Source organism: Mesorhizobium sp. M0954, from assembly GCF_040319155.1.
Lineage (GTDB): Bacteria > Pseudomonadota > Alphaproteobacteria > Rhizobiales > Rhizobiaceae > Mesorhizobium.
Genome location: NZ_JAMYNR010000054.1, coordinates 1 through 19651, shown reverse-complemented (window position 1 = coordinate 19651; position 19651 = coordinate 1). Strand labels below are relative to the sequence as shown.

20 protein-coding genes and 5 pseudogenes are annotated in these 19651 nt (G+C 61.2%); 14 read left to right on the top strand and 11 right to left on the bottom strand.

The features are described from left to right. The 3 genes and pseudogenes from NKH93_RS33355 to NKH93_RS33345 form a co-directional block, all read right to left on the bottom strand. Window positions 1-256 (bottom strand): annotated as a pseudogene (locus NKH93_RS33355) (integrase); the annotation flags it as partial. Next, entirely contained in the window at window positions 253-639 is a 387-nt protein-coding gene (locus NKH93_RS33350; RefSeq protein ID WP_352690994.1) for a type II toxin-antitoxin system VapC family toxin, read from the bottom strand. The gene NKH93_RS33350 and the pseudogene NKH93_RS33355, both read right to left, overlap by 4 nt. Then, on the bottom strand, window positions 639-896 hold the full coding sequence (locus NKH93_RS33345; RefSeq protein WP_031195575.1) for a type II toxin-antitoxin system VapB family antitoxin: 258 nt from the start codon (window positions 894-896) through the stop codon (window positions 639-641). The genes NKH93_RS33350 and NKH93_RS33345 overlap by 1 nt, the downstream gene beginning before the upstream one ends. Window positions 897-1066: 170 nt before the next feature. On the opposite strand from NKH93_RS33345, the gene NKH93_RS33340 reads away from it, so the two are divergent. Together NKH93_RS33340 and scpB are read left to right on the top strand one after the other, a co-directional pair. After that, window positions 1067-2071 carry a DUF1403 family protein gene (locus tag NKH93_RS33340; protein WP_352693241.1) on the top strand — a complete coding sequence of 335 codons (1005 nt, stop codon included), beginning with the start codon at window positions 1067-1069 and terminating at the stop codon, window positions 2069-2071. A 2-nt stretch (window positions 2072-2073) separates the two neighbouring features. Continuing rightward, a complete protein-coding gene (scpB, locus tag NKH93_RS33335) occupies window positions 2074-2811 on the top strand; it encodes an SMC-Scp complex subunit ScpB (protein WP_352902219.1) in 738 nt (245 codons plus the stop codon). A 32-nt stretch (window positions 2812-2843) separates the two neighbouring features. Here the strand turns inward: scpB and NKH93_RS33330 are convergent, their stop codons facing one another. Together NKH93_RS33330 and NKH93_RS33325 are read right to left on the bottom strand one after the other, a co-directional pair. Next, entirely contained in the window at window positions 2844-3368 is a 525-nt protein-coding gene (locus NKH93_RS33330; protein ID WP_352725956.1) for an RES family NAD+ phosphorylase, read from the bottom strand. Further along, a complete protein-coding gene (locus NKH93_RS33325; protein WP_352976033.1) occupies window positions 3365-3751 on the bottom strand; it encodes a hypothetical protein in 387 nt (128 codons plus the stop codon). Before NKH93_RS33325 ends, NKH93_RS33330 begins: the two co-directional genes overlap by 4 nt. Before the next feature lie 140 nt (window positions 3752-3891). On the opposite strand from NKH93_RS33325, the gene NKH93_RS33320 reads away from it, so the two are divergent. Both NKH93_RS33320 and NKH93_RS34460 read left to right on the top strand, forming a co-directional pair. Next, complete coding sequence (locus NKH93_RS33320) at window positions 3892-4023, top strand: CBS domain-containing protein (RefSeq protein ID WP_352450421.1); 132 nt, start codon at window positions 3892-3894, stop codon at window positions 4021-4023. Further along, complete coding sequence (locus NKH93_RS34460; protein WP_502894554.1) at window positions 3998-4255, top strand: hypothetical protein; 258 nt, start codon at window positions 3998-4000, stop codon at window positions 4253-4255. The genes NKH93_RS33320 and NKH93_RS34460 overlap by 26 nt, the downstream gene beginning before the upstream one ends. Window positions 4256-4446: 191 nt before the next feature. On the opposite strand, the gene NKH93_RS33310 is transcribed toward NKH93_RS34460, so the two are convergent. Next, a complete protein-coding gene (locus NKH93_RS33310) occupies window positions 4447-5619 on the bottom strand; it encodes an MFS transporter (RefSeq protein ID WP_352976031.1) in 1173 nt (390 codons plus the stop codon). Between the two features lie 363 nt (window positions 5620-5982). Between NKH93_RS33310 and NKH93_RS33305 the strand changes: the two genes are divergently transcribed. After that, a complete protein-coding gene (locus NKH93_RS33305) occupies window positions 5983-7071 on the top strand; it encodes a glycosyltransferase family 4 protein (protein WP_352725952.1) in 1089 nt (362 codons plus the stop codon). Window positions 7072-7307: 236 nt separating this feature from the next. Further along, complete coding sequence (locus NKH93_RS33300) at window positions 7308-9476, top strand: amylo-alpha-1,6-glucosidase (RefSeq protein WP_352976028.1); 2169 nt, start codon at window positions 7308-7310, stop codon at window positions 9474-9476. A gap of 85 nt (window positions 9477-9561) precedes the next feature. Here the strand turns inward: NKH93_RS33300 and NKH93_RS33295 are convergent. Next, a pseudogene (locus NKH93_RS33295) lies at window positions 9562-9672 on the bottom strand (integrase); the annotation flags it as partial. A 90-nt stretch (window positions 9673-9762) separates the two neighbouring features. Then, window positions 9763-10293, bottom strand: a complete 531-nt coding sequence (locus tag NKH93_RS33290) for a Crp/Fnr family transcriptional regulator (protein WP_352976023.1) — start codon at window positions 10291-10293, stop codon at window positions 9763-9765. 55 nt (window positions 10294-10348) lie between these two features. Between NKH93_RS33290 and NKH93_RS33285 the strand changes: the two genes are divergently transcribed. The 3 genes and pseudogenes from NKH93_RS33285 (at window position 10349) to NKH93_RS33275 (ending at window position 13968) form a co-directional block, all read left to right on the top strand. Beyond that, complete coding sequence (locus NKH93_RS33285) at window positions 10349-10774, top strand: LysR substrate-binding domain-containing protein (RefSeq protein ID WP_352749330.1); 426 nt, start codon at window positions 10349-10351, stop codon at window positions 10772-10774. Between the two features lie 498 nt (window positions 10775-11272). Next, window positions 11273-12793, top strand: coding sequence for an FAD-dependent oxidoreductase (locus tag NKH93_RS33280; RefSeq protein ID WP_352976016.1), 1521 nt, complete (start codon window positions 11273-11275; stop codon window positions 12791-12793). 306 nt (window positions 12794-13099) lie between these two features. Beyond that, window positions 13100-13968: pseudogene (locus NKH93_RS33275) on the top strand (ferritin-like domain-containing protein). 180 nt (window positions 13969-14148) lie between these two features. Here NKH93_RS33275 and NKH93_RS33270 read toward each other — a convergent pair. Beyond that, a complete protein-coding gene (locus NKH93_RS33270) occupies window positions 14149-14382 on the bottom strand; it encodes a hypothetical protein (protein WP_352976013.1) in 234 nt (77 codons plus the stop codon). Between the two features lie 11 nt (window positions 14383-14393). On the opposite strand from NKH93_RS33270, the gene NKH93_RS33265 reads away from it, so the two are divergent. Both NKH93_RS33265 and NKH93_RS33260 read left to right on the top strand, forming a co-directional pair. After that, window positions 14394-14900 carry a DUF899 family protein gene (locus NKH93_RS33265; protein WP_352976011.1) on the top strand — a complete coding sequence of 169 codons (507 nt, stop codon included), beginning with the start codon at window positions 14394-14396 and terminating at the stop codon, window positions 14898-14900. Beyond that, window positions 14888-15617: pseudogene (locus tag NKH93_RS33260) on the top strand (cupin domain-containing protein); the annotation flags it as partial. The gene NKH93_RS33265 and the pseudogene NKH93_RS33260, both read left to right, overlap by 13 nt. A gap of 43 nt (window positions 15618-15660) precedes the next feature. Here NKH93_RS33260 and NKH93_RS33255 read toward each other — a convergent pair. Further along, on the bottom strand, window positions 15661-16551 hold the full coding sequence (locus NKH93_RS33255; protein WP_352976008.1) for a LysR family transcriptional regulator: 891 nt from the start codon (window positions 16549-16551) through the stop codon (window positions 15661-15663). A 106-nt stretch (window positions 16552-16657) separates the two neighbouring features. Between NKH93_RS33255 and NKH93_RS33250 the strand changes: the two genes are divergently transcribed. The 3 genes from NKH93_RS33250 to NKH93_RS33240 all read left to right on the top strand — a co-directional run bounded on the left by NKH93_RS33250 (window position 16658) and on the right by NKH93_RS33240 (window position 18776). Then, on the top strand, window positions 16658-17527 hold the full coding sequence (locus NKH93_RS33250; RefSeq protein ID WP_352902200.1) for an SDR family oxidoreductase: 870 nt from the start codon (window positions 16658-16660) through the stop codon (window positions 17525-17527). Window positions 17528-17564: 37 nt separating this feature from the next. Further along, entirely contained in the window at window positions 17565-18038 is a 474-nt protein-coding gene (locus NKH93_RS33245; RefSeq protein WP_352976002.1) for an SRPBCC family protein, read from the top strand. Between the two features lie 69 nt (window positions 18039-18107). Beyond that, a complete protein-coding gene (locus tag NKH93_RS33240) occupies window positions 18108-18776 on the top strand; it encodes an NAD(P)-dependent oxidoreductase (protein ID WP_352975997.1) in 669 nt (222 codons plus the stop codon). A gap of 304 nt (window positions 18777-19080) precedes the next feature. Here NKH93_RS33240 and NKH93_RS33235 read toward each other — a convergent pair. Next, window positions 19081-19449, bottom strand: a pseudogene (locus NKH93_RS33235) (hypothetical protein); the annotation flags it as partial. Window positions 19450-19651 lie beyond the last annotated feature (202 nt).

Here is a 19651-nt window from a genome sequence, read left to right as displayed (position 1 = left end):
ACCAGCTCGAAAAATGCTTCCAGTCGGCTGCGTAGGCGCGGCGCGTGTTGGCCGAACTCGCCGCCTCGATATAATCGCGCGCGCGGCCGGCGAGCGCCTCAAGATGCGCAGGCAGGCTGGGATTGGCAATGGCTGGAAGGGGAGGGGACGAGGCTAGGTCGGCATCGCCCATCTGCATGACGATATCGACGATGTCGGGCATGTCGTCATCGCCGGAAGCAGCGGATGATCGTTGCGCGTCGCCAGCCATGCTCATGCCGCTTCGATATCCGTTTGGGAGAAGTCTTTGCCGATGAAAAGCAGCGGTTCATCCGCACGCTTTGCCAAAGCATAGGACAGGCAATCGGCAAAATTCAGCGCCGCCGGGTGGTGGCCCTTGCCGTAGGTCAGCCAACCCTGGGTCGCCAGATCAACCAATTCGGAGTCGACAGGAATGATGTCGGCCTCGATTTTGCGCAGCCAAAGATCGATCTCGGCCAATGCGTGTTCGCCGCGCCTGCTGACCAGCACCATGCGTGCCTCGAGCACGCAGGTTGCCGGGACCAGACGGATTGGGTCCAAGACCAGCGCTCGTTCCAGCCTTGCTGCCTCAGGCTCGCTCCGAAGGATCGCTACAACAGCTGAGGTGTCGATCACCATCAGTTAGGGATTCCATGCTCGTCATACCCGATGATCTCCTCGTCGCTGCGACTATCCAGTTCAGGCAATCGTGCCACTCTTTCTCGGATGGCGCGCAATTCTGCCAGCAGACGCTCCTGAGCCGTCTCTCCAAAGCCCAAGCGATGCAAGCGCTCGCTCAGGGCCTGATGAATGGCTGCTGTCTTACTGATACCCTGGCGGCGTGCGAGTTCGTCGGCGAGAGCCACGGTGGCCGGATTTTTGATGTTCAGGGACACGAAAGACTCCAAAATTCTACCTTTCTGGCGTATTCTACCATGGTTCCCTAGCCCTCGTAAACAACGAATGATAAGGCAACATTATCGTTCGTTGTGGAGCTACGACGGGCGCGGCGGTTTGTTCGCATTATCGTTGCCAGAAGCGCCGCGCTCGTTCATCCTCATTGACGATGATTCTTCGCCCCAAGCCGTCGCTCCGCCACAATGCTCACCCTGCCGGGATCGAACTGGTCACCACCGTGGCGCCAGTGCCGTCCTGGTTGCGACGGGCGGTCGACGGCCCGCAAAGCCTTGACGAGGCTGCGGTTGTGGCAGGCGCAACGATCGGCGCGCTCGACGCTGTCGTGCGCCGGCAGGAGCGGTGGGCCGGGGCCTGGCGGCAGCGCTTGGCGCTCGCGGCGGCAGCTTCGACGTCGCGAAAGGCGGGCCGCGTCGAGGATGACGGCGCCCTGCGTGACGCGGTGTGTCTGACCCGTCCCGGCGATGACGTCGGGCCGGCCGGCCGCATCCTGCTCGCCTGGCGCCGGCTGACTTTGCTGCCGGCAGAGGATCTGCTGACGGAAGCTGTGCTCGCCGCCGCGCTGGACGAACTCGGTCACGGAGGCGACGACGAGGCGGTGAGCGATCTGATCGAGGATCTCCGCCAGCTTTCCGGGGCGGAGGGCGTTGTCGCGGTGCTGACCGGCGCCTTCGCGGCTGCTGAGCGCCATGGCTTCGGACGCAGTTTCGGGTCCTGGCTCGCCGACGTCCTGCTCGCGCAACGGCTGGGCTGGCAATATGCGGTGCCGCTGCTGGGAGCGCAGTCAGGATCGGGCGGGTACACGCGTGGCGTGCGACCGAGAATAACCAGCCTGGCGGAGAGGGACCAGGGGCCAGGCCGGGAGAGCGTGCAGAGCCTCCTTGTGGCTCAGGCGCGCGCCGCGCTGCGGGCCGTCGAGCTTTCGGCCGAGCTCGATCGTCGTGCCCAGCGGCTCATCGCCGTTGCACCGAAGCTGCGGGCAAAGGGATCGGATGCTGTAGTCGAAAAACTGCTCTCCGACGATGCGATTGTCGCGTCCCAGCCCATTCCTGGCATGAGCGAGCGAGGTCTGCGGCGCCTGTTTGACAGGCTGGTCGACTTTGGCGCCGTGCGAGAATTGTCGGGTCGGCCGACCTTCCGGCTCTATGGGCTGTAGCGATGGCGGACCGGACGGGAACTCAGCGAAAGGATAACCAGCGCTTGCTGGTCGATACCGAACTCGAGCACCTGCCGTCGGAGCTGCGCTGGCGTGAATGGATGGGCCGGATTGAGGCGGTCATCTTCGCCGCCAGCGAGCCCGTCATGCGTGAGACGCTGGCGCGGGTCGTCGGAAAGAGCTGCAACGTCGATCTGATCATCGACGACATTCGCGAGGAACTGCGCAACCGGCCCTATGAGCTCGTGTCGGTCGCCGGAGGATGGCAGCACCGAACCAGGAAAGCGTTTGCCGACGTCATTCGCGGTGCATTTGGCACAGCAACGGGCCAGGGCGCGGATAGAACGCGGTCAAAACCCCTGTCGCAGTTCGAGGCGCTGGTGCTGATGTGCATTGCATACTTCCAGCCGATCACCCGTGGCGAGCTGTCATCCTTCTTCGGCAAGGAGGTTTCACGCGATCTGATTGGCGTACTGCGCGAGCAGGAATTCATCACCTCGGGACCGCGCAGCCCACAGCCCGGCGCCCCCTACACCTACGTGACGACCAAAGCCTTCATGTCGCACTTCGGTTTCGACACGCTGCGCGACTTGCCCGATTTCGAGGCGCTCGAGGACGCCGGACTGCTCAGCAAGGAGAAGCTGCTGGCGGGAGAAATTCCGGCCGGGCTGGCGAGCGAGGAGGAGGAAGGCGAAGAGGAAGAATTAGAGGCTGACCGCGTTGAGGACCAAGTGCCCTAGAGGTCGTTGCGCCCTTGGCGAGAGGCGGCAATTCAGGACCAGGACGACTGATCGTGCGGCAGCCGATGATCGGGATCATGGACCGCGACGCGATCCTCTTCGACAAGATTGGCCGAGAAGATCGCCAGATTGGTGCCGCCGGCATGGCGCAGCGACGGAAACAGGATACCGCGAAGCCCAGCCGTGATGACCAGGTCCGCGAGCTTCCACGATGGCGGGACCTTCCTGTCGATGCGGGCGATCTGGCGCCACGCACAATCCCATCCTTGCCAGATGTCGTCCCAGACGTTTGGGTCGAACCCCTGCGAAAGGTCGGCGACCTCGGCGAGCGTGATCTTGTAGGCTGCAAGGGTGGCCGGCGGGATGATGCTGGCGCCCTGCTTGTATTCATCGAGGGCCGTTTGCGGCGCGCGTGACAGGTAAAGCGCCTCGACGCCCGGTCGATTGAAGCGGCCGCCGTCGATCGCCGCGCCCGCACCGCTGATGGGCAGGAATGCCCATTTGGGTGTCAGATAGCGGTGAAAGATCTCGTCCGGGCCGACGTGGGTGATTCTCACCCGCGCGCCCCGTTCTCGAGATCCCCGATGAAGGCCAGAACCGCCTCGACCTGGCCGTCCGCAACGAGCTCGGCCGCCGTGCGATGGCCATAGTCGGCGATGGGCTCGTTGCGATACCAGTAGATCGCCTTGTCGACGTTACCGGTGAGTTCCGTCGCGGCCGAAATCACCTTCACCATTTCGCGCATCCGGCCCTGCAGGCGTTCCGATGCGGGATTGCGCAGCGTGTTGCGATGAACACCGGTTAACTGCGCCAGGTTGGCCACCTTCACGCCGAGGGCCTGCGACAGGCGTTTCGGCGAGATATAGGGCGTGCGTGGTTCCTGCAAGCTATCGACAAAGCCTGAGACCACCGCGGAATGTGCGAGCTGTGCGTGGGTCATGGCAAATCTCCGACCTCTCATACGCACAATATATGCACATTAAGGCGCATAGCAAGTGAACAGAGGCCTTTCCTCATAGCGGTTGCCGCCCGGAAAATGCGGGCCGACTATCTCGGCGCCCTTCCGGTCGGGAGAATGACATGCTGGTCGGCATGGTGACCGACCGCGATATCGTGATGCGCGGTGTCGCCGAGGAGCGCTCAGCCGGCAACACGACCGTTCGCGAGGTCATGTCCGAGCATGTCTATGCCATTTGCGGATCAAGCGGATGATGCGCTTGTTGCCGATCCTGTGTTCGATGAAGCGAACCAGCCTTTCCTGACTGACCGTCCCGAAGAAGTTCTGGGTGTCGGCGTCTACGATCCAGTTCACCTCCCGTTGGTCAATCGCGATGTACAGGGCATCCAATGCGCCGTGTGGTCCTCTTCCGGGCCGGAACCCGTAGGAGAAACCGCAGAAGTCGCCTTCATAGATGCATTGAGCACCGTGACTGTTGCATCCTGAACGATCTTGTCTTCCAGTCGCTGTTTCCCATCCGCCTTCGGTATAACCCCCCCCCGCTGGACTCGTTTGTGCAAATACTCAAGCCGAAGCTCGAGGGCGCTGACGAGCCCCTCTGGCATCTTCCCCATTCCGCCGCTACCACCCCTTGGCTGAGAAGCTCGCACAATCGGCGACCATCGCCCTCATACGCGTCAATCTGATGGTGGGGGCCTTTCACGAAGTCCAATTACTAGCGGGAGGGACAGCACACAGAGTCCCGCCATCATGAGGAACCCGGGCGGGCCATAGGCTCCATAAAGCTGACCTGATACCCAGACAAGGCCCGCGGTGGCCAGCCCCGGGCCGATCGCGTAAAGGGCCTGCGCCGTGGCGGCAAGATGTGCCGGCACGCTGCTGGCGATAACACGCATACAGGCAAGATGCAGCAGTGCGAAGGTAATGCCGTGAAGCGGTTGCACGAACGCAAGCATCCAGATCGCCGCCGTTTCCGCTTCCACGACCCAGCGCAGGATTCCGGCCACCGCGGCCAGAGCAGCGGCCCCGGCCACGCCAAGCCGGCGCAGCAGGATCGGCCCGACCACAACGAACACCACCACCTCCGCTCCGACGGCTTCCGACCAAAGTATGCTGCTCGCCGCCGTGCCGACCCCGGCCGCCGTCCAGCGGATGACCGAGAAGGTGTCATGCATTGCATGGCTGCCATAGATCAGCGCCGCAATCATGACGATGCGCCGGAAAGTCAGGAGACCGAGCAGCTCGCGCAGCCCGCCGATTACGCTTTGCCCGACCGGGTCCGCAGCCCGCTCGGCGCCGGTGTCTGATTCCGGCACCAGCGCGGCGGCAGCCAACGCTCCGGCGAGCAGCGCGGCGTACATCCATATAATCGCATCCAGCTCGAAAACTCCGAGCACCTGGCCAGCCGCGAGGGTGCCAGCAACGAAGGCCGCTGATGCCGCACCCCGCACCCAACCATACTCAAAACCCGGCTCGCGCACCGATGCGCGCGCCGCAAGGGCGTCGGCGAGGGTTGTGATCGGTGCCAGCCCGGCTGACTGGGCCAGATAGACGACCAACAGAAGAAAGACGCCTTGCACGGCAGCCAGCCCAAGCGTCGCCGCTGCCGCGATCCCGATGCAGACCGCCAGGGTGATGCGGAGGGCACCGAGAAGATCTGCAATTCGATTGGCGAGCGGTCCGGCAATCAGCCGGGCTGCGTTGCCTAGCCCGAACAGAACGCCCAGCTCTTCAGGTGTCAGGCCGCGCGCCTCAAAATACCGTGGCCAGAACGGGGACGCTGTCCCGAATGCAGCATACATTGCGGCATAGAGCGCTAAAAATGCCAGCAGCGGGCCAAGGCGTGCCATGCCAAAGTTCTGCCACGGACGCGCCTCGCGCTACAGGGGGGATCTGGAGAATGATGCTTCTTCTGCGAATAAACTCGGCCCCGCTGAAGCGGCTTCGACACGCCACGTTGACCCAGAATATGATCACCTTGATGCCGGCGCTCGCGGTCGATGCCATGCCGGAATGCCCGCACCCCGCGAACATTCCGCAAAGATCAGGACCTAGGCCCTCAAGCCTTGCCTAGCCCGAACGTCACGATGGGTGATCTTCCCGGGAACATATTAGCAATTCGAGAGTTGGCGTCGGTGCAATACAAGGAGAGGTGTGCGCGTCGCCCGCTTTCGTTGAAGGCCGACTTTTCACTTTCACGATGTCCTGCAAAAATGAAGATCGCCCAGATTGCACCTCTTATCGAATCTGTACCCCCCAGGCTCTATGGCGGGACCGAGCGCATCGTTTCATATCTGACGGAAGAGCTGGTTCGACAGGGCCACGAGGTGACCTTGTTCGCCAGCGGTGATTCACGCACTTCGGCCGAACTGGTGGCGTGTTGCGATGTTGCACTGCGCCTGAATCCCAAGTCCCAAAACCATATTCCCTACCACATCATGATGCTTGAACAGGTCCGTAAACGGGCGGATGAATTCGATGCACTGCATTTTCATGTCGATGTTCTCCACTTTCCGATAATTCGAGAGTTTGCGCAGCGAACCGTTACCACGCTTCATGGCAGGCTCGACCTTCCGTTCCTGGCGCGGCTTTACGCGATGTTCGACGACATTCCGCTGGTCTCGATTTCCGATGACCAGCGCCGGCCCATGCCGCCGGTCAATTGGCTCGGAACGGTCTACCATGGCCTGCCGCGTGATATTCTTCCATTCCGGCGGAAAGCCTCGGGATATCTGGCATTTCTTGGCCGCATCTCACCGGAAAAGGGCCCGGAAGTGGCGATAGAAATCGCCGCCCGCGCTGGAATGCCGCTGAAGATCGCGGCCAAAATCGACGCGGTTGACCAATCATTTTGGGCGGAGCGAGTTGAGCCCCTGGTGCTTCGATATTCGAATGTCGAGTTCATTGGCGAGATCGATGAGCAGCAGAAGGCGGAGTTTTTGGGCAATGCGACAGCGCTGCTGTTTCCGATCGACTGGCCCGAACCGTTCGGCCTTGTAACCATCGAGGCAATGGCCTGCGGCACCCCGGTGATAGCCTTCAACCGCGGCGCCGTTCCAGAGGTCATCGATGATGGCGTGTCCGGATTGATAGTGGACAGCGTCGACGAAGCTGTGGAGGCTGTACGGCGGATAGGCGGTCTCGATCGCGCACGGGTACGGGAAACTTTTGAAAGGCGGTTCATGGTCGGGCGCATGTGCAGCGACTATATGGCGGTCTACCGCTCGCTCGCCGGCAACAAGCGATTTGCATTTGGCTCTCGAAATGGCCGCGCTGAAATGCAGCTGGTCAGGCCTGTTTGATCGAACCGGCCTAGAACCGATCGGCTTCGAGCCGCTTTTGATCGCGCTTTACAGCAGAATTCGCCAATCATTCGCCAAGAATTAGAACGAGGCTCTCCGCGATCGCGCGCCGAGTGCGGGATCGACGCGAGACGCTGTTGATGAGAATGGTTCGGCGCCGGCCTTATAGGGAAGCATGTGTGCCTGCGCAGCCCAAGTCTCCACCGCCCAAGTCTCTTTCGAACAGGAGGGCTGAATTGACCACTGAAGTCGAAGCACGCAAGCTTGATCCCGCTGTGGCTCTCCCGGCGCTCGACGAATCGGCGCCGCGCGAGCCGCATAGGCAATTTGCTCTCAAGCACGAGGACTGCTTCATCGTCGCGGACAGCTACGGCGACATACGCGGCACCGGCGACGGGCTTTTCCGCGACGATACGCGTGTGCTGTCGCGCTTCCGTCTGTTCGTCGGCGGCCGCATGCCCACACTGCTTGGCGCCTCGCTGTCGCAAGATAACATCCTATTCACCGCCAATCTGACAAATCTGGCCACCATCGGGCCGAACGGTAGTGAAACGCTGCCGGGTGTCGTGCACATCGATCGGACCCGGTTCATCTGGCAAGACCGCATGTTCGAGCGCGTCATCTTCACGAACTACTCCGCGCGCGATGTGCTGCTGCCGGTCCGGTTCGACTTCGACGCCGATTTCCGTGACATGTTTGAGGTGCGCGGCACTACGCGCAGCCGGCGCGGTCGCGCGCATGAAGCGCGGGTGGGCGAGTCAAGAGTGACGTTTCGCTACGAGGGCCTCGACAATGTGGAGCGCCAATCCGTCATCGCGTTTTCGATGACGCCCCATCAGATGCACCCCAATCACGCCGAGTTCCTCATTCTGGTGGGCATGCGCGACAGCAGAGCGCTCCATCTGGAGGTCGGTCACAGCGAGGAAATCCCGTCCAGTGATCGCTTCCGCGCGGCCGCGGCGCGAGCGCGGTTTGCCATGCGCTCAAAGCGTCGACAGGGCGCCACCGTCTTCAGCTCCGGCCGCGTGTTCAATGACTGGCTCACGCGCACCCGCGCCGACATAGCGTTGCTGACCACTGATCTGGAGACCGGGCCTTATCCGTACGCCGGTATTCCCTGGTTCTCGACAGCCTTCGGCCGCGACGGCGTCATTTCCGCCTTGCAAATGCTGTGGCTCAACCCTGACCTTGCCCGCGGGGTCCTGGCGTTCCTTGCCCGCTATCAGTCGACAGAGACTTCGATATTTGACGATGCCGAGCCCGGCAAGATCATGCATGAAACGCGCAAGGGGGAGATGGCTGTGCTGCGAGAGCTACCGTTCGGCCGCTACTACGGCGGCGTCGACACCACTCCGCTCTATGTTTACCTGGCCTGGTCCTATGCCGATCGCACGGGCGATGACGAGTTCGTCGATCGCATGTGGGACTCGCTGTGTGCGGCCATCGCGTGGATGGAGGAGGTAGGAGCCCGCAACGGAGAGGGTTTCGTGACCTGCAGCAGGGCGGCAGATACGGGGCTTTTCAACCAGGGCTGGAAGGACAGCGCAGACGCTATCTTCCATAGCGATGGGACGATACCCAGGGGACCAATCGCACTGGTCGAGGTGCAAGGTTACGTCTTCGCAGCCTATCAAGGCATGGCTGCGCTGGCCGCCAAGCGCGGCGATGTCGCCAAGGCAGCGCACTGGAGCGGCATGGCAGAAAGGATCCGCAACGCAGTGGAGACGCAGTTTTGGATGTCAGACCGCAATTTCTATGCCTTGGCAATCGACGGCGAAGGCAAGCAATGCGCGGTGCGCGCCTCCAACCCCGGTCACCTGCTTTATGTCGGGCTACCGTCAGCTGAACGGGCGCAATCAGTTGCCGAGCAGCTGTTATCAGCCCATCTCCACAGCGGTTGGGGCGTTCGGACTTTGGCCGACGACGAGCTTCCATTCAATCCGATGTCCTATCACAACGGCTCGATCTGGCCGCACGATACGGCAATCTGTGCCGCTGGGCTCGCCCGCTACCAGGAGCGCACCAGTGTCGTGAAGCTTATGAGCAGCATGTTCGAGGCGGCGGTCCGTTTCAACATGCGGCTCCCGGAGCTATTCTGCGGGTTTACGCGTGCGATCGGTGATGCGCCAGTGGCCTATCCCGTGGCTTGTCTGCCACAGGCATGGTCCGCCGGATCCGCCTTCATGATGCTGCAAGCCTGTCTGGGGATTCGGATCGATGGTTGGAAGGGCGAGATCAATGTCGAACGCCCTCGGCTGCCGATAGGCATCGACAACATCGTCCTCCGGCACTTAGCGGTCGGTGACGTGAAGGTCGACCTCACTTTTCAGCGCGTCGGCGACCGCATCGTCTGCTATCTCGACCAGCGACACGAGGGCCTCGTGCCGCTGGTTGTGCGCTCTTAACTGTGGGCGGCTGCAAAAAAATGGTCGTGCATCAGGCAACCGAGCCCCACCCGACCGGGCTCCAGAGCGGTTGTACGTCTTTTTGGCGAAGGGCGGTTTCGGTAAGATAGCCGGAGCGCAGGCCGTGGGCGGAGAAGGCTTGCGGGTCGAGCCCGGCCTCGGCGACGCGGCGCTTCAGCACCAATTCGGCAGCCTGCAAGGGTTTGTCCGATTCCGAACAGTTAGGCGGAGGCTAGGCCGAAGTGACTTTGCTCCTCCTCGCCGTAAGCACCGTGTGTGAGTTTTATCATTCCAATGCGATCGACGATTGCGATCTCGCCGCGTTTGGCGTGAACCAGCCCCCGATGTTCAAGCATTTGGAGAGCGGTGGTAACGCCGGGGCGCCGGGCACACCAAGCATGGTCGCCAGAAATTTATGCGTCAGGTAGATCTTGTTTCCTTCGGCGCGGTCTTGGACCATCAGCAGCCAGCGGGCCAACCGCTCCTCGATTTTGGAATGGCCGTTGACCAGCGCGGTCCGGGACGAGTGCACGAGGAACGCGTGGGCATAGCGAAGCAGCGACTCGCGAAGGGACTGGCTTGCTGCAATCGCAGCGCGAAGGTCTTCAACGGGCAGAATCCAGCCATTGCCGGCGACCTGGATATAGGTTTCATTGGGAGACCTGTCTTGGCCGAGGATAACGGCAACCCCTGTCATGCCATCGTGGCCGACGATGCCGACTTCGCTTTGCCGCCCACCGGTCATGGTGGCGACCACCGATGCAATGCCCATCTCTGGAAAATACACACGCTCGATCGGCTGATATGCGACCTCCAACTGGTCTTTGATGTCGAGTTCGACGTGATGTTACCCGGACACCGATTGCACGCCATTGCTAACGACCGCTCCTTATGATTGGGAAATTTTCTTCGGAGGTGAGTTCGATCTCGCCTTTGACTGCGGTAATCCAAATGGGCCCAAAGATATCGACGCGGTGCTAGTGTTGCAATCGTTCGGCACCCCAGTTTGCTCTCCAAAGCTGCTGGAGAGAGGGGTGCCACTAACCTCTCCTGCCGACCTGGTTCACCATAACCTGCTGCATGAAACGTCTGATCGGCACGATTGGAAAGTTTGGGCTGGGCGATTTGTGCCGAACCTTCTTGACGTGAACTCGGGTGAGGTCTTTCCCAGTGCCGATATGGCCTATCGTGCCGCGGCCATGGGCCAGGGCGTCGCGATCGGAGACCTTCTCTGTGCTCCACGAAGAGATCACCAAGGGAGAACTGGTCCTGCCGTTCAAGGATATGCAGATCTCTGACGACACGGAGGCCTATTACTTGTGTTGCAGAAGAGATTGCTGGACCGACCCTCGTATCGCCGCATTCCATCAGTGGGTATCGGCCGAGGCAACGTGGTCCTGAAGGCCGGGACGGTCAGGCGCGCCCCAAACGGCGACAATCGGGCGCGGCCATTTAAGTCGCATAGCATCGTATCCTGGAACTTCGAGGTGTCTACTCATAGAACACTGCATGGGGATGCCTTCAAGATCGTCCAGACACTACACGGTCACGTACTGGTTGCGCCTTGTCAGATGTGGCCAGCGTTCTCGCTGTTGGCGGACCACGGCAATTGTCCGCGAATGCGGCTAACGCTTCGAACTGGCGATTGAAACAGCTGGCCTGGAAACCCGCGCGAAGGGGGTGCTTCCCACCTGCGCAGTCCGTGGAGCTTAGCGCATTAGATCGGCGTACAAACGCAGCGGGAACTTTTAGCCCCTCGCGTCCATTTCCTGATCGATGCCCTGGAGAGTTCCGCCATGAATGTCAGCGATGAAAGGACTGTATCGCTTTGGGCGGCAACCGAAGTCGCGCCTGAGGCGGTTCCGCTCGAGCGGAGTGAACAGGTCGATGTCGTGGTCGTCGGATCTGGCATTGCCGGACTGTCGGTCGCCTACGAACTGGCCGTCGCCGGGCAAAAGGTGGCAGTGCTTGATCGCGGCCGGATCGGAAGCGGCATGACGGCACGCACCACCGCGCATCTGTCATCGATCTGCGACGATTATTTTTCGGAACTGATCAAATTGCGCGGCGAGGAACTGGCGCGGATTTACTACCGAAGCCAGTCGGCCGTTATCGCCCGTATCCAAGCAATCCAAGAGGCGGAGGGTATTGCGTGTGATTTCCGCCGCCTCGACGGCTTTCTGTTTCCGGCGTCAGGCAGAAAGGAATCCGTCATCGAGCGCGAACTGGACGCCGCTCTGAAGATCGGAGTCGACGTCGAGAAAATCGTGGGCGTGCCGCTTGCTGGGTTTTCGGACGCGCCCGTCCTTCGTTATTCCAATCAGGCGACATTCCACCCGCTCAAATATCTCCGCGGGCTGGCTGCCGGCATCCGCGCGCGCGGCGGCGCGCTTTATGCGGATACCATCGTCGACAAACTCGAGGAGACTGACGGCGGCGTGCGCGTAACCACGGTCTCAGGCTTTGCCGTGTCTGCCAAATCGGCCGTTGTCGCCACCAACTCGCCGATCAACGATCGGGTCGCCCTTCATACCAAACAAGCGCCCTATCGGACCTACGCAATGTCATTCGAGATCGCGCGCGATATCCTACCGGATGCGCTGTATTGGGATACTGAAGACCCTTATCACTACGTTCGGCTTCAGCCTGGCAAAGGTCGGACCGACTTCCTGATCGTCGGAGGTGAAGACCACAAAACAGGACGGGCCGATGATGCCGGCAAACGCTTCGCGGCCCTGGCGGCCTGGACCAAAAGGCTGGTGCCCGATGTCGGCATGGAAACCAACCGTTGGTCCGGGCAGGTGATGGAGACCGTCGACTATGCCGGGTTCATCGGTCGCAATCCCGGTGACCGGCGTGTCTTCGTTGCTACCGGCGATTCCGGCCAGGGCATCACCCATGGGGTCGTGGCAGGCCTGTTGATTTCCGACCTGATTCTCAAGGGGGAAAGCCCCTGGCGGGAACTTTACGAACCCTCCCGCAAGACGGCACGCGCGATCGGCGATTACCTGGCGGAGAATGCGACAGCGATCAAGAGTTTTGCCGAGTATATCGCGCCTGGCGAAATCGATTCCGCCGACAAGCTGCGGCCGGGAGAGGGCGCTATCGTGCGCGAAGGGCTTACCAAAGTCGCGGCTTTTCGCGATGAGGACGGCACGCTCCACAAGCGCTCGGCCGCATGTACTCATGTCGGTTGCCATGTTCATTGGAACTCGCTGGAACGCTGCTGGGATTGCCCCTGCCACGGCTCGCACTTTGCCATTGATGGCACCGCCTTGAACGGACCGGCCGTGTCGCCCTTGGCTTCGATCGAATAAGCCAATCGGCGTTCGCTTGTGTATTGGCGCCGAAGCACCGGCCAGCGCAAATGACGCCTATGACGTAGATATCACTGGTCATAAAAGGCTACATCGATGCAGTTGTGATCTCTAGCTTCTCGACAAGACGAGAGACATCAGTCGCCCATAATCAGCTCAAGGTCATGGCTCGGATTCGAAGCACAACATTTGGCGAAAATGCGCGACAACCGAAGGAACATTTATCGAGTTTTACGGGGTTAGAAAGGCTGGCCCGCGATCAGGTGCCAACAGGTGATACCGGCGGGCTTTTGGGAGGAAGTCAGGATCCGTGTCACGCCTTCAATTCATATTTCGCGCCGTCGCGCGTTGCAGTTCGGCTTGGGAGCAACCTCGCCACCACCACGGGCCTGACGCCGGTTTCTCGCGCCTATGCCCAGGAGGACGTGCAGGACGAAGACATTTTCCGCTTTGCGCTCAACCTCGAATATATGGAGGCTGAATACTATCTCCGCGGCACCACCGGAAAAGGCATCGACGCAGCCGATGCCGGCTCGAAATCCGGCGACGTCGTTGGCGGAAAGCAAGTCTCGTTCGAGACGCCGGCCATCGGCGAATTCATGCAGGAAGTTGCGGAAAAGGAACTCGCGCACGTCCGATTTTACCGCAAGACGCTTGGAAAGAACGTCGTCGACAGGCCGGCCATCGATTTCGACGCAGGGTTCAAAGCCGTCGCGGAAGCGGCTGGTCTCGGTGCGGACTTCGACCCCTTCGGCAATGAGACGAACTTCGTTCTCGGCGGGATGTTGTTCGAGGATGTCGGCGTCACCGCCTATGCGGGTGCGGCGACAGTTCTAAAGAACAAGGATTTTCTCGCCGCCGCTGCAGGCATTCTTGCGGTCGAAGCCTATCACATGGGAATGGCGCGATCGACGCTATACCGGAAGGGAGAGGAAGCCTGGAAGGCCGCCAACGCTGTCTCCGAGGCCCGAGACAAAATCGACGGATCGGACGATAAGGACGAGGGGATCCAGGTGGACGGAAAAGCCAACATCATTCCTTCAACGCCGGACGCAATCGCCTTCACCAGAAAACCGCAGGAGGTGCTCCGGATCGTCTATCTCAACGACAAGGACGGAGTGAGCAAGGGCGGCTTCTATCCGGAAGGGATGAACGGCACGCTCAAAAGCACCTGAGCCGCTCGCGACAGGCGATCAGATCGCCGGAAGACGCGGGGCGGGTTCACGAGCGCAATGATCGTGGCAATACGTCTGCATGACGATCCCGATGCAAAACCTGCCGCTGGAGCCCAGGACAGGATCGGATGACCGTCCGGTTTGATTTCGAGCCGCGACCTTGCGGCGTAAACGGCAAAGTCAGGAAATGGCGCGTCCCGCGGGTAGCAATCGGCTCGATGGAACGACCGCTTCGGGACCAACCAGACGATGCTGCTCTTGTGCTCGTCGGGTGAGCCGGGCTACCGTCCACTCGCCCTGTCCGTCCTGCGCCTCGAGGCCCTCGAGGACGGACGGGTCGCGGAGGTCGTCGACTTCGAGGTGCCGATGAGTTTTCCGCTGCCGCGCGGTTTCAACAAGGACGAGGTCGAACATAGGGAGGTCGGATGGAGGTCGCGACTGAGCAGGAGTGGCAGGCCGCCCGCAAGGAGCTGCTGGCGGCCGAGCGGGAGCTGGCGGCGCACGAACGGCGCGTCACCAAGCAGCGGCGTGAGTTGCCCTGGGTTCCGGTCGAGAAGCACTACGCTTTCGCCACCGACGACGGGCCGAAGTCCTTGCCGGAGCTGTTCGATGGCCGCGCGCAGCTCCTCATCTATCACCTGATGTTCGGGGAGGACTGGAAGATGGCGTGCCCGGGCTGCACCTCGGTCGGCGATGGGCTGGGCGGCATGGTCACGCACGTGAACGACCGCGACGTGACGCTCATCGCGATGTCGCGGGCGCCGCTGGAGAAGCTGGTGGCGACTAAGGCACAGCGCGGGTGGACGATGCCCTACGTGTCGGGCTACGGCGACGACTTCCTGTTCGACTACGGCTTCGCGTTCCGCCGGGAGGAGATGTCCGGAATCGTCCGCGACGAGTTCGACATGGGGCAGCTGCTCCGATGTTGCTGATGGCCGGCGACTTCGTGCTGGTTCCGGAAATCTTCTCGTTCACGATGAGCAGCCTGGAACCGCCGCCTCGCGGAGCCCTTGCCCAACGTCTTGAGACCAGCCCGGGTGTCTTCCGGCTCGGTGACCCAGAAGCGACCGCCGAAATCAAGGCGATGGTTGGCCATTGTGCCTTTGGCTCGGATGACAAGACTCTTCTCGTCTCGTTGCTACCAGAGGTTATCCACGTCCAGGGCGAAGAGCGGCTGATGATGCTGGTCGGGATGATAAACGACGAAACGAGAGCCGACCGGACCGCCCGTGAGATGGTGCTTCACCGGTTGTTGGAGGTGCTGTTGATCGAAGCTTTGCGTTCAACGGCAAGCGCCGCGGCCCCACCCGGTCTCCTGCGCGGTATGGGCGATCCGCTGCTGGCACCGACCTTGCGCCGGATTCACGCGAATCCAGATCGCAGCATGACGGTGGAAACACTCGCGCGGGATGCTGCCATGTCCCGTTCGACCTTCTTCGATCGTTTCCGGAGGGAGGTTGGCATGGCCCCGATGGAATACGCGATCGGCGGCGCATGGCGCTGGCGAAGGAATTCCTTCGCAAGGATGTTGCCACGGCGGAGATTGCGCAACGCGTCGGTATGGCTCGGCAAGCGCCTTCAGCGTCGCGTTCAGTCGGCATGTGGGAATGCCGCCCGGCGCCTATTCGCGGGTAAACACCGCTGGGTAACGCCGGCCCGATTGCAAAATGTGGAGCAGGCTGCTTTGGCCCCTCACTTGCCGATGTAGGTCGCCAGTTCATCGGGCGTTCCGTTGGGAAAAGCCTGCTTCAGAAAATCCAGGAAGGCAGATACACGCGCGCTCAACAGACGCCGCGACGGGTAAAGCGCCCACAGCGCGATCTCGGAACCCTCGATATCACCCCAGTGCAGCAAAGTGCCGTCGGCCAGGTCGTGACTCACCAGCGAAATCGGCATACGAGCAGCGCCTACGCCGGTTCGCACGGCATCCCGAACCATGATGAGGGACGACAGTGCGAGAATGGGCTCGATCCCGATCGTCGCGGATCCTTCTGAAGTCACGACGTTCCAGGTCTGCCGATCGCTGGCCCCACGCACGACACCTGGCACCGAGAGATCTGCGGCCGGCCGGAGCAGATCGGGGCTTGCCACGACGACCAGGCGATCATGCAGAAAGGCTCGGCCGACAAGACTTTCGTCTGGGTCTGGATTGACCCGGATGACCAGATCATAACCTTCCTCGATCATGTCCACGGCTCGGTCCTCTGTCGTGACTTCCAACCGCACGTCGGGATATTTCAATGCAAAGCCCGCCGCGATCCTGCCCATGGCTGTCTGCGAAAACAGCAGCGGCGCGCTGATCCGTAACCTGCCGCGCGGCTTGTCCCCGCCCGCCGCGATGGTGGCCGCCGTTTCGTCGAGCTCCGTCAGCAGAGAGGCTGTCCGCTCATGAAGGGCGCGTCCTTCCTCAGTGAGTTTGAGGTTGCGCGCGCCACGTTCAAAGAGCCGAAGTTGAAGGGCAGCCTCCAGTTCCGTAACCCGTCGGGACAAGGTCGCTTTGGGACGGCCGGACGCCCGCGACGCTTTGCCGAAGCCACCGTGACGCGCGACAAGGTTGAAATCGGCAAGGGCGACGAGATCCATAATCGTTCCACTTGTGAGACGAACTGTCCAAATTAGCAGCCTATTGGTTTAAGAATGAACCAGCCATATTCCGGGTGTCAAGCAACACCAACCCGGAGAAAATCCAATGACCATTCTCGTTACCGGCGCCACTGGCAATATCGGCGGCCAAGTCATCCATCACCTCGTCGACCGCGGCGCTGATGTCCGCGCTCTCGTCCGCGACCCCTCCAAGGCCAATTTCCCGGCAGGTGTTGCCGTCGTCAAAGGTGACTTCCTGGACGTCGACTCCCTACGTACCGCCTTCGACGGTGTCTCGACGCTCTTCCTGCTGAACGCTGTCGCACCAGACGAGTTCACCCAGGCTTTGATCGCCCTCAACGTCGCCCGCTCGGCTGGCGTCGAACGGATCGTCTACCTGTCAGTCATTCACCCGGACGTCTACGTGAACGTGCCGCACTTCGCCGGTAAGTTCGGCGTCGAGCGGATGATCGAGCAGATGGGCTTTCACGCTACCATCCTGCGTCCGGCCTACTTCATCCAGAACGATCTGACGATCAAGGACGTCATCGCTGGCTACGGCGTTTACCCGATGCCCGTCGGCGACAAGGGGCTTGCCATGATCGACGTTCGCGATATCGCCGAGGTTGCTGCCCTTGAGCTGCTGCGCCGCGAACAGGCCGCACAGCCGCTCCCGATCACTCGCATCAACCTGGTCGGTCCCGATACCCTTACCGGAGCGGATATCGCCGCGATCTGGTCGGACGTGCTCGCTCGCCATATCAACTATGGTGGCGGCGATACGGCTGCCTTCGAGCAGAACCTCAAGCAGTTCATGCCGCCATGGATGGCCTACGACATGCGCATGATGGGCGAGCGATTTTTGACCGATGGCATGCTGCCCGAGGGCAGTGATGTCGAGCGCCTGACGACGCTTCTTGGACGTCCGCTCCGCTCCTACCGCGACTTTGCCTCGGAAACTGCTGCCTCTGCCTGAGGCAATCAGCCACAATTTCAAACAAAGGACCATCAACATGATCTATTCGACCGCAACCGTCCCGGTGAATCCGGAAGGCGAAACAAAGCTCACCCGGGAGCAAGTATGGAAGGGTTTGGAACTGAAGGCGCGCGACGCGCGCCTGTTCCTCCCGCCGGGTCTCTGCACCCGCTGCGATGTCGTGGAGGAAAGTGATACCCACTTCGTGCGCGAAGCCACCATCGCCGGCTCTGACATCAGGGAGATCATCACCCTCGAGCCGCAGAGCAAGGTCACCTTCTTCCAGGCAACCGGCCCACGCGAAGGCGCCATTATCAATGAGCTTCTCGAGGACGAAGCCGGCGCACTGCAGCTGAAGTTCTACTGCTATCTCGGCCTGCGCGGCAAGGAGGCTGATGGCCCAGAGGAACAGGCCGAGCAGACGCAGTTCGACAGCGACAAGGGCTACAAGTCGGCCCTGCTGTCGACGCTGAAGCGGACCCGCGAACTGCTCGCAGAGGGCCGCCTCTGATTATCACCAGCATCCAACCCAACAGGGCGGCCTCCTGAGAGGCGCCAGGCTTTCAAGAGGACCAAAATCATGACCACACCCGTCTTTGAAACACGTTTCGCCGCCGTCCCGAATATCCTGGTGCTCGGTGCCACCGGGCCGACCGGCCGCCATATCGTCAGCCAGGCCGTAAGCCGCGGCTACGATGTCACCCTCCTGGTGCGCTCGCCGGAAAAGGCCGCAAACATGAAGGGAGTGAAGATCGTCGTTGGAGACGCCCGTGACGAGAAGGTGTTGCGCCAGGCCGTCAAGGGTCGCGATGCCGTGATTAGCGCGCTCGGCACACCCGCAAGCGCATTTCGCGAAGTCACCCTTCTTTCGACCGCGACCCGAGCGCTTGTCAGCGCCATGAAAGCGGAACACGTCTCGCGTCTCGTCGCCATCACCGGTATGGGCGCTGGCGACAGCGCAGGGCACGGCGGTTTCCTCTTCGACAAGCTGATCTTCCCTCTGCTCCTGCGCAAGGTTTACGCCGACAAGAATCGTCAGGAGGCAATCATCAAGGGCAGCGATCTGGATTGGACTATTGTCCGTCCTTCAGTTCTCAACAACAAGCCTGCACGCACCACGATCCAGACGCTCACGAACTTGAACCAGTTCCGCGGAGGCTCCATTTCGCGCGAAAACGTTGCGGCCTTCGTGCTGGATCAAGTCACCACGGATCGGTGGCTACATAAGTTGCCGTTGATCACCGGGTAGGGTTGGCTTGAACGGCCTATCAAAGCGAAAACCGCCAGTGCGACGATTGCGGTCAAACGAGCCGCGAAGGCATAGCTGCACTGCACAAAAATTAAGTGCAGCGTGATTCGTGCATACAGACTTCAGTTCATGCACATGGCGGCTTCCTCCCAGTTCCGCCGCAGCAGCTGTTCCCCTCTGGAGGTCCATGACCTTCACACGTTATGGGCCGCGGTTTTCCGTCGGCCCTTTTTTCTTTTTCAGAACCAGGTCGCAATGGCGTCGCGGACGCTGAAGGAAGGCGGGGCAAAGCCCCGCGATCGTCCTATTCGAAGGCTGCCATTTGGACCGTTACGGCCTTTTGGTCGACCGAGTTTGCAGGCTGCTCGACCGAGCGAGCGTAGGGCTTCCAGGTTTCGCCTGTGATGTCCTCGTAAGCCGAGACGGCACCTTCGGCTGCCATGCGAAGCACGTGGGCCTGCAGGCCCATGTCGGCTACGAACTCGCGCTTGCGTTGGGCGCGATTATCGAAGCCTACCGGGCCGTCCAGGTCCTCGTCTCTGGTATCGTTGGAGAGTTTCGTGGTCAGATCACGGGCCTCGGTGACCGCGCGGCTGTAGAATTTCCCGGCGCCGTAGGCGGAGCCGACGAACGAACCGACGATGCGCTGCATGTGGATCTGCATGGCCTTTTCCAAAAATGGAACTGGCATTTTTGCATTGAAGATGTGGCCCGAGCATCGAATGTCTCCTTCCGCAGGGACACGACATCATCCCGGTTGACTCTTAGCCACGACGAGAACAAATGTAGAACATATCACAGGCTTTCCGCGTTTCCAGGGTCAGATGAGTGTATCGGCGCCCCCTGCTGCCATTTCCGAGCTTCGAGAACGCATT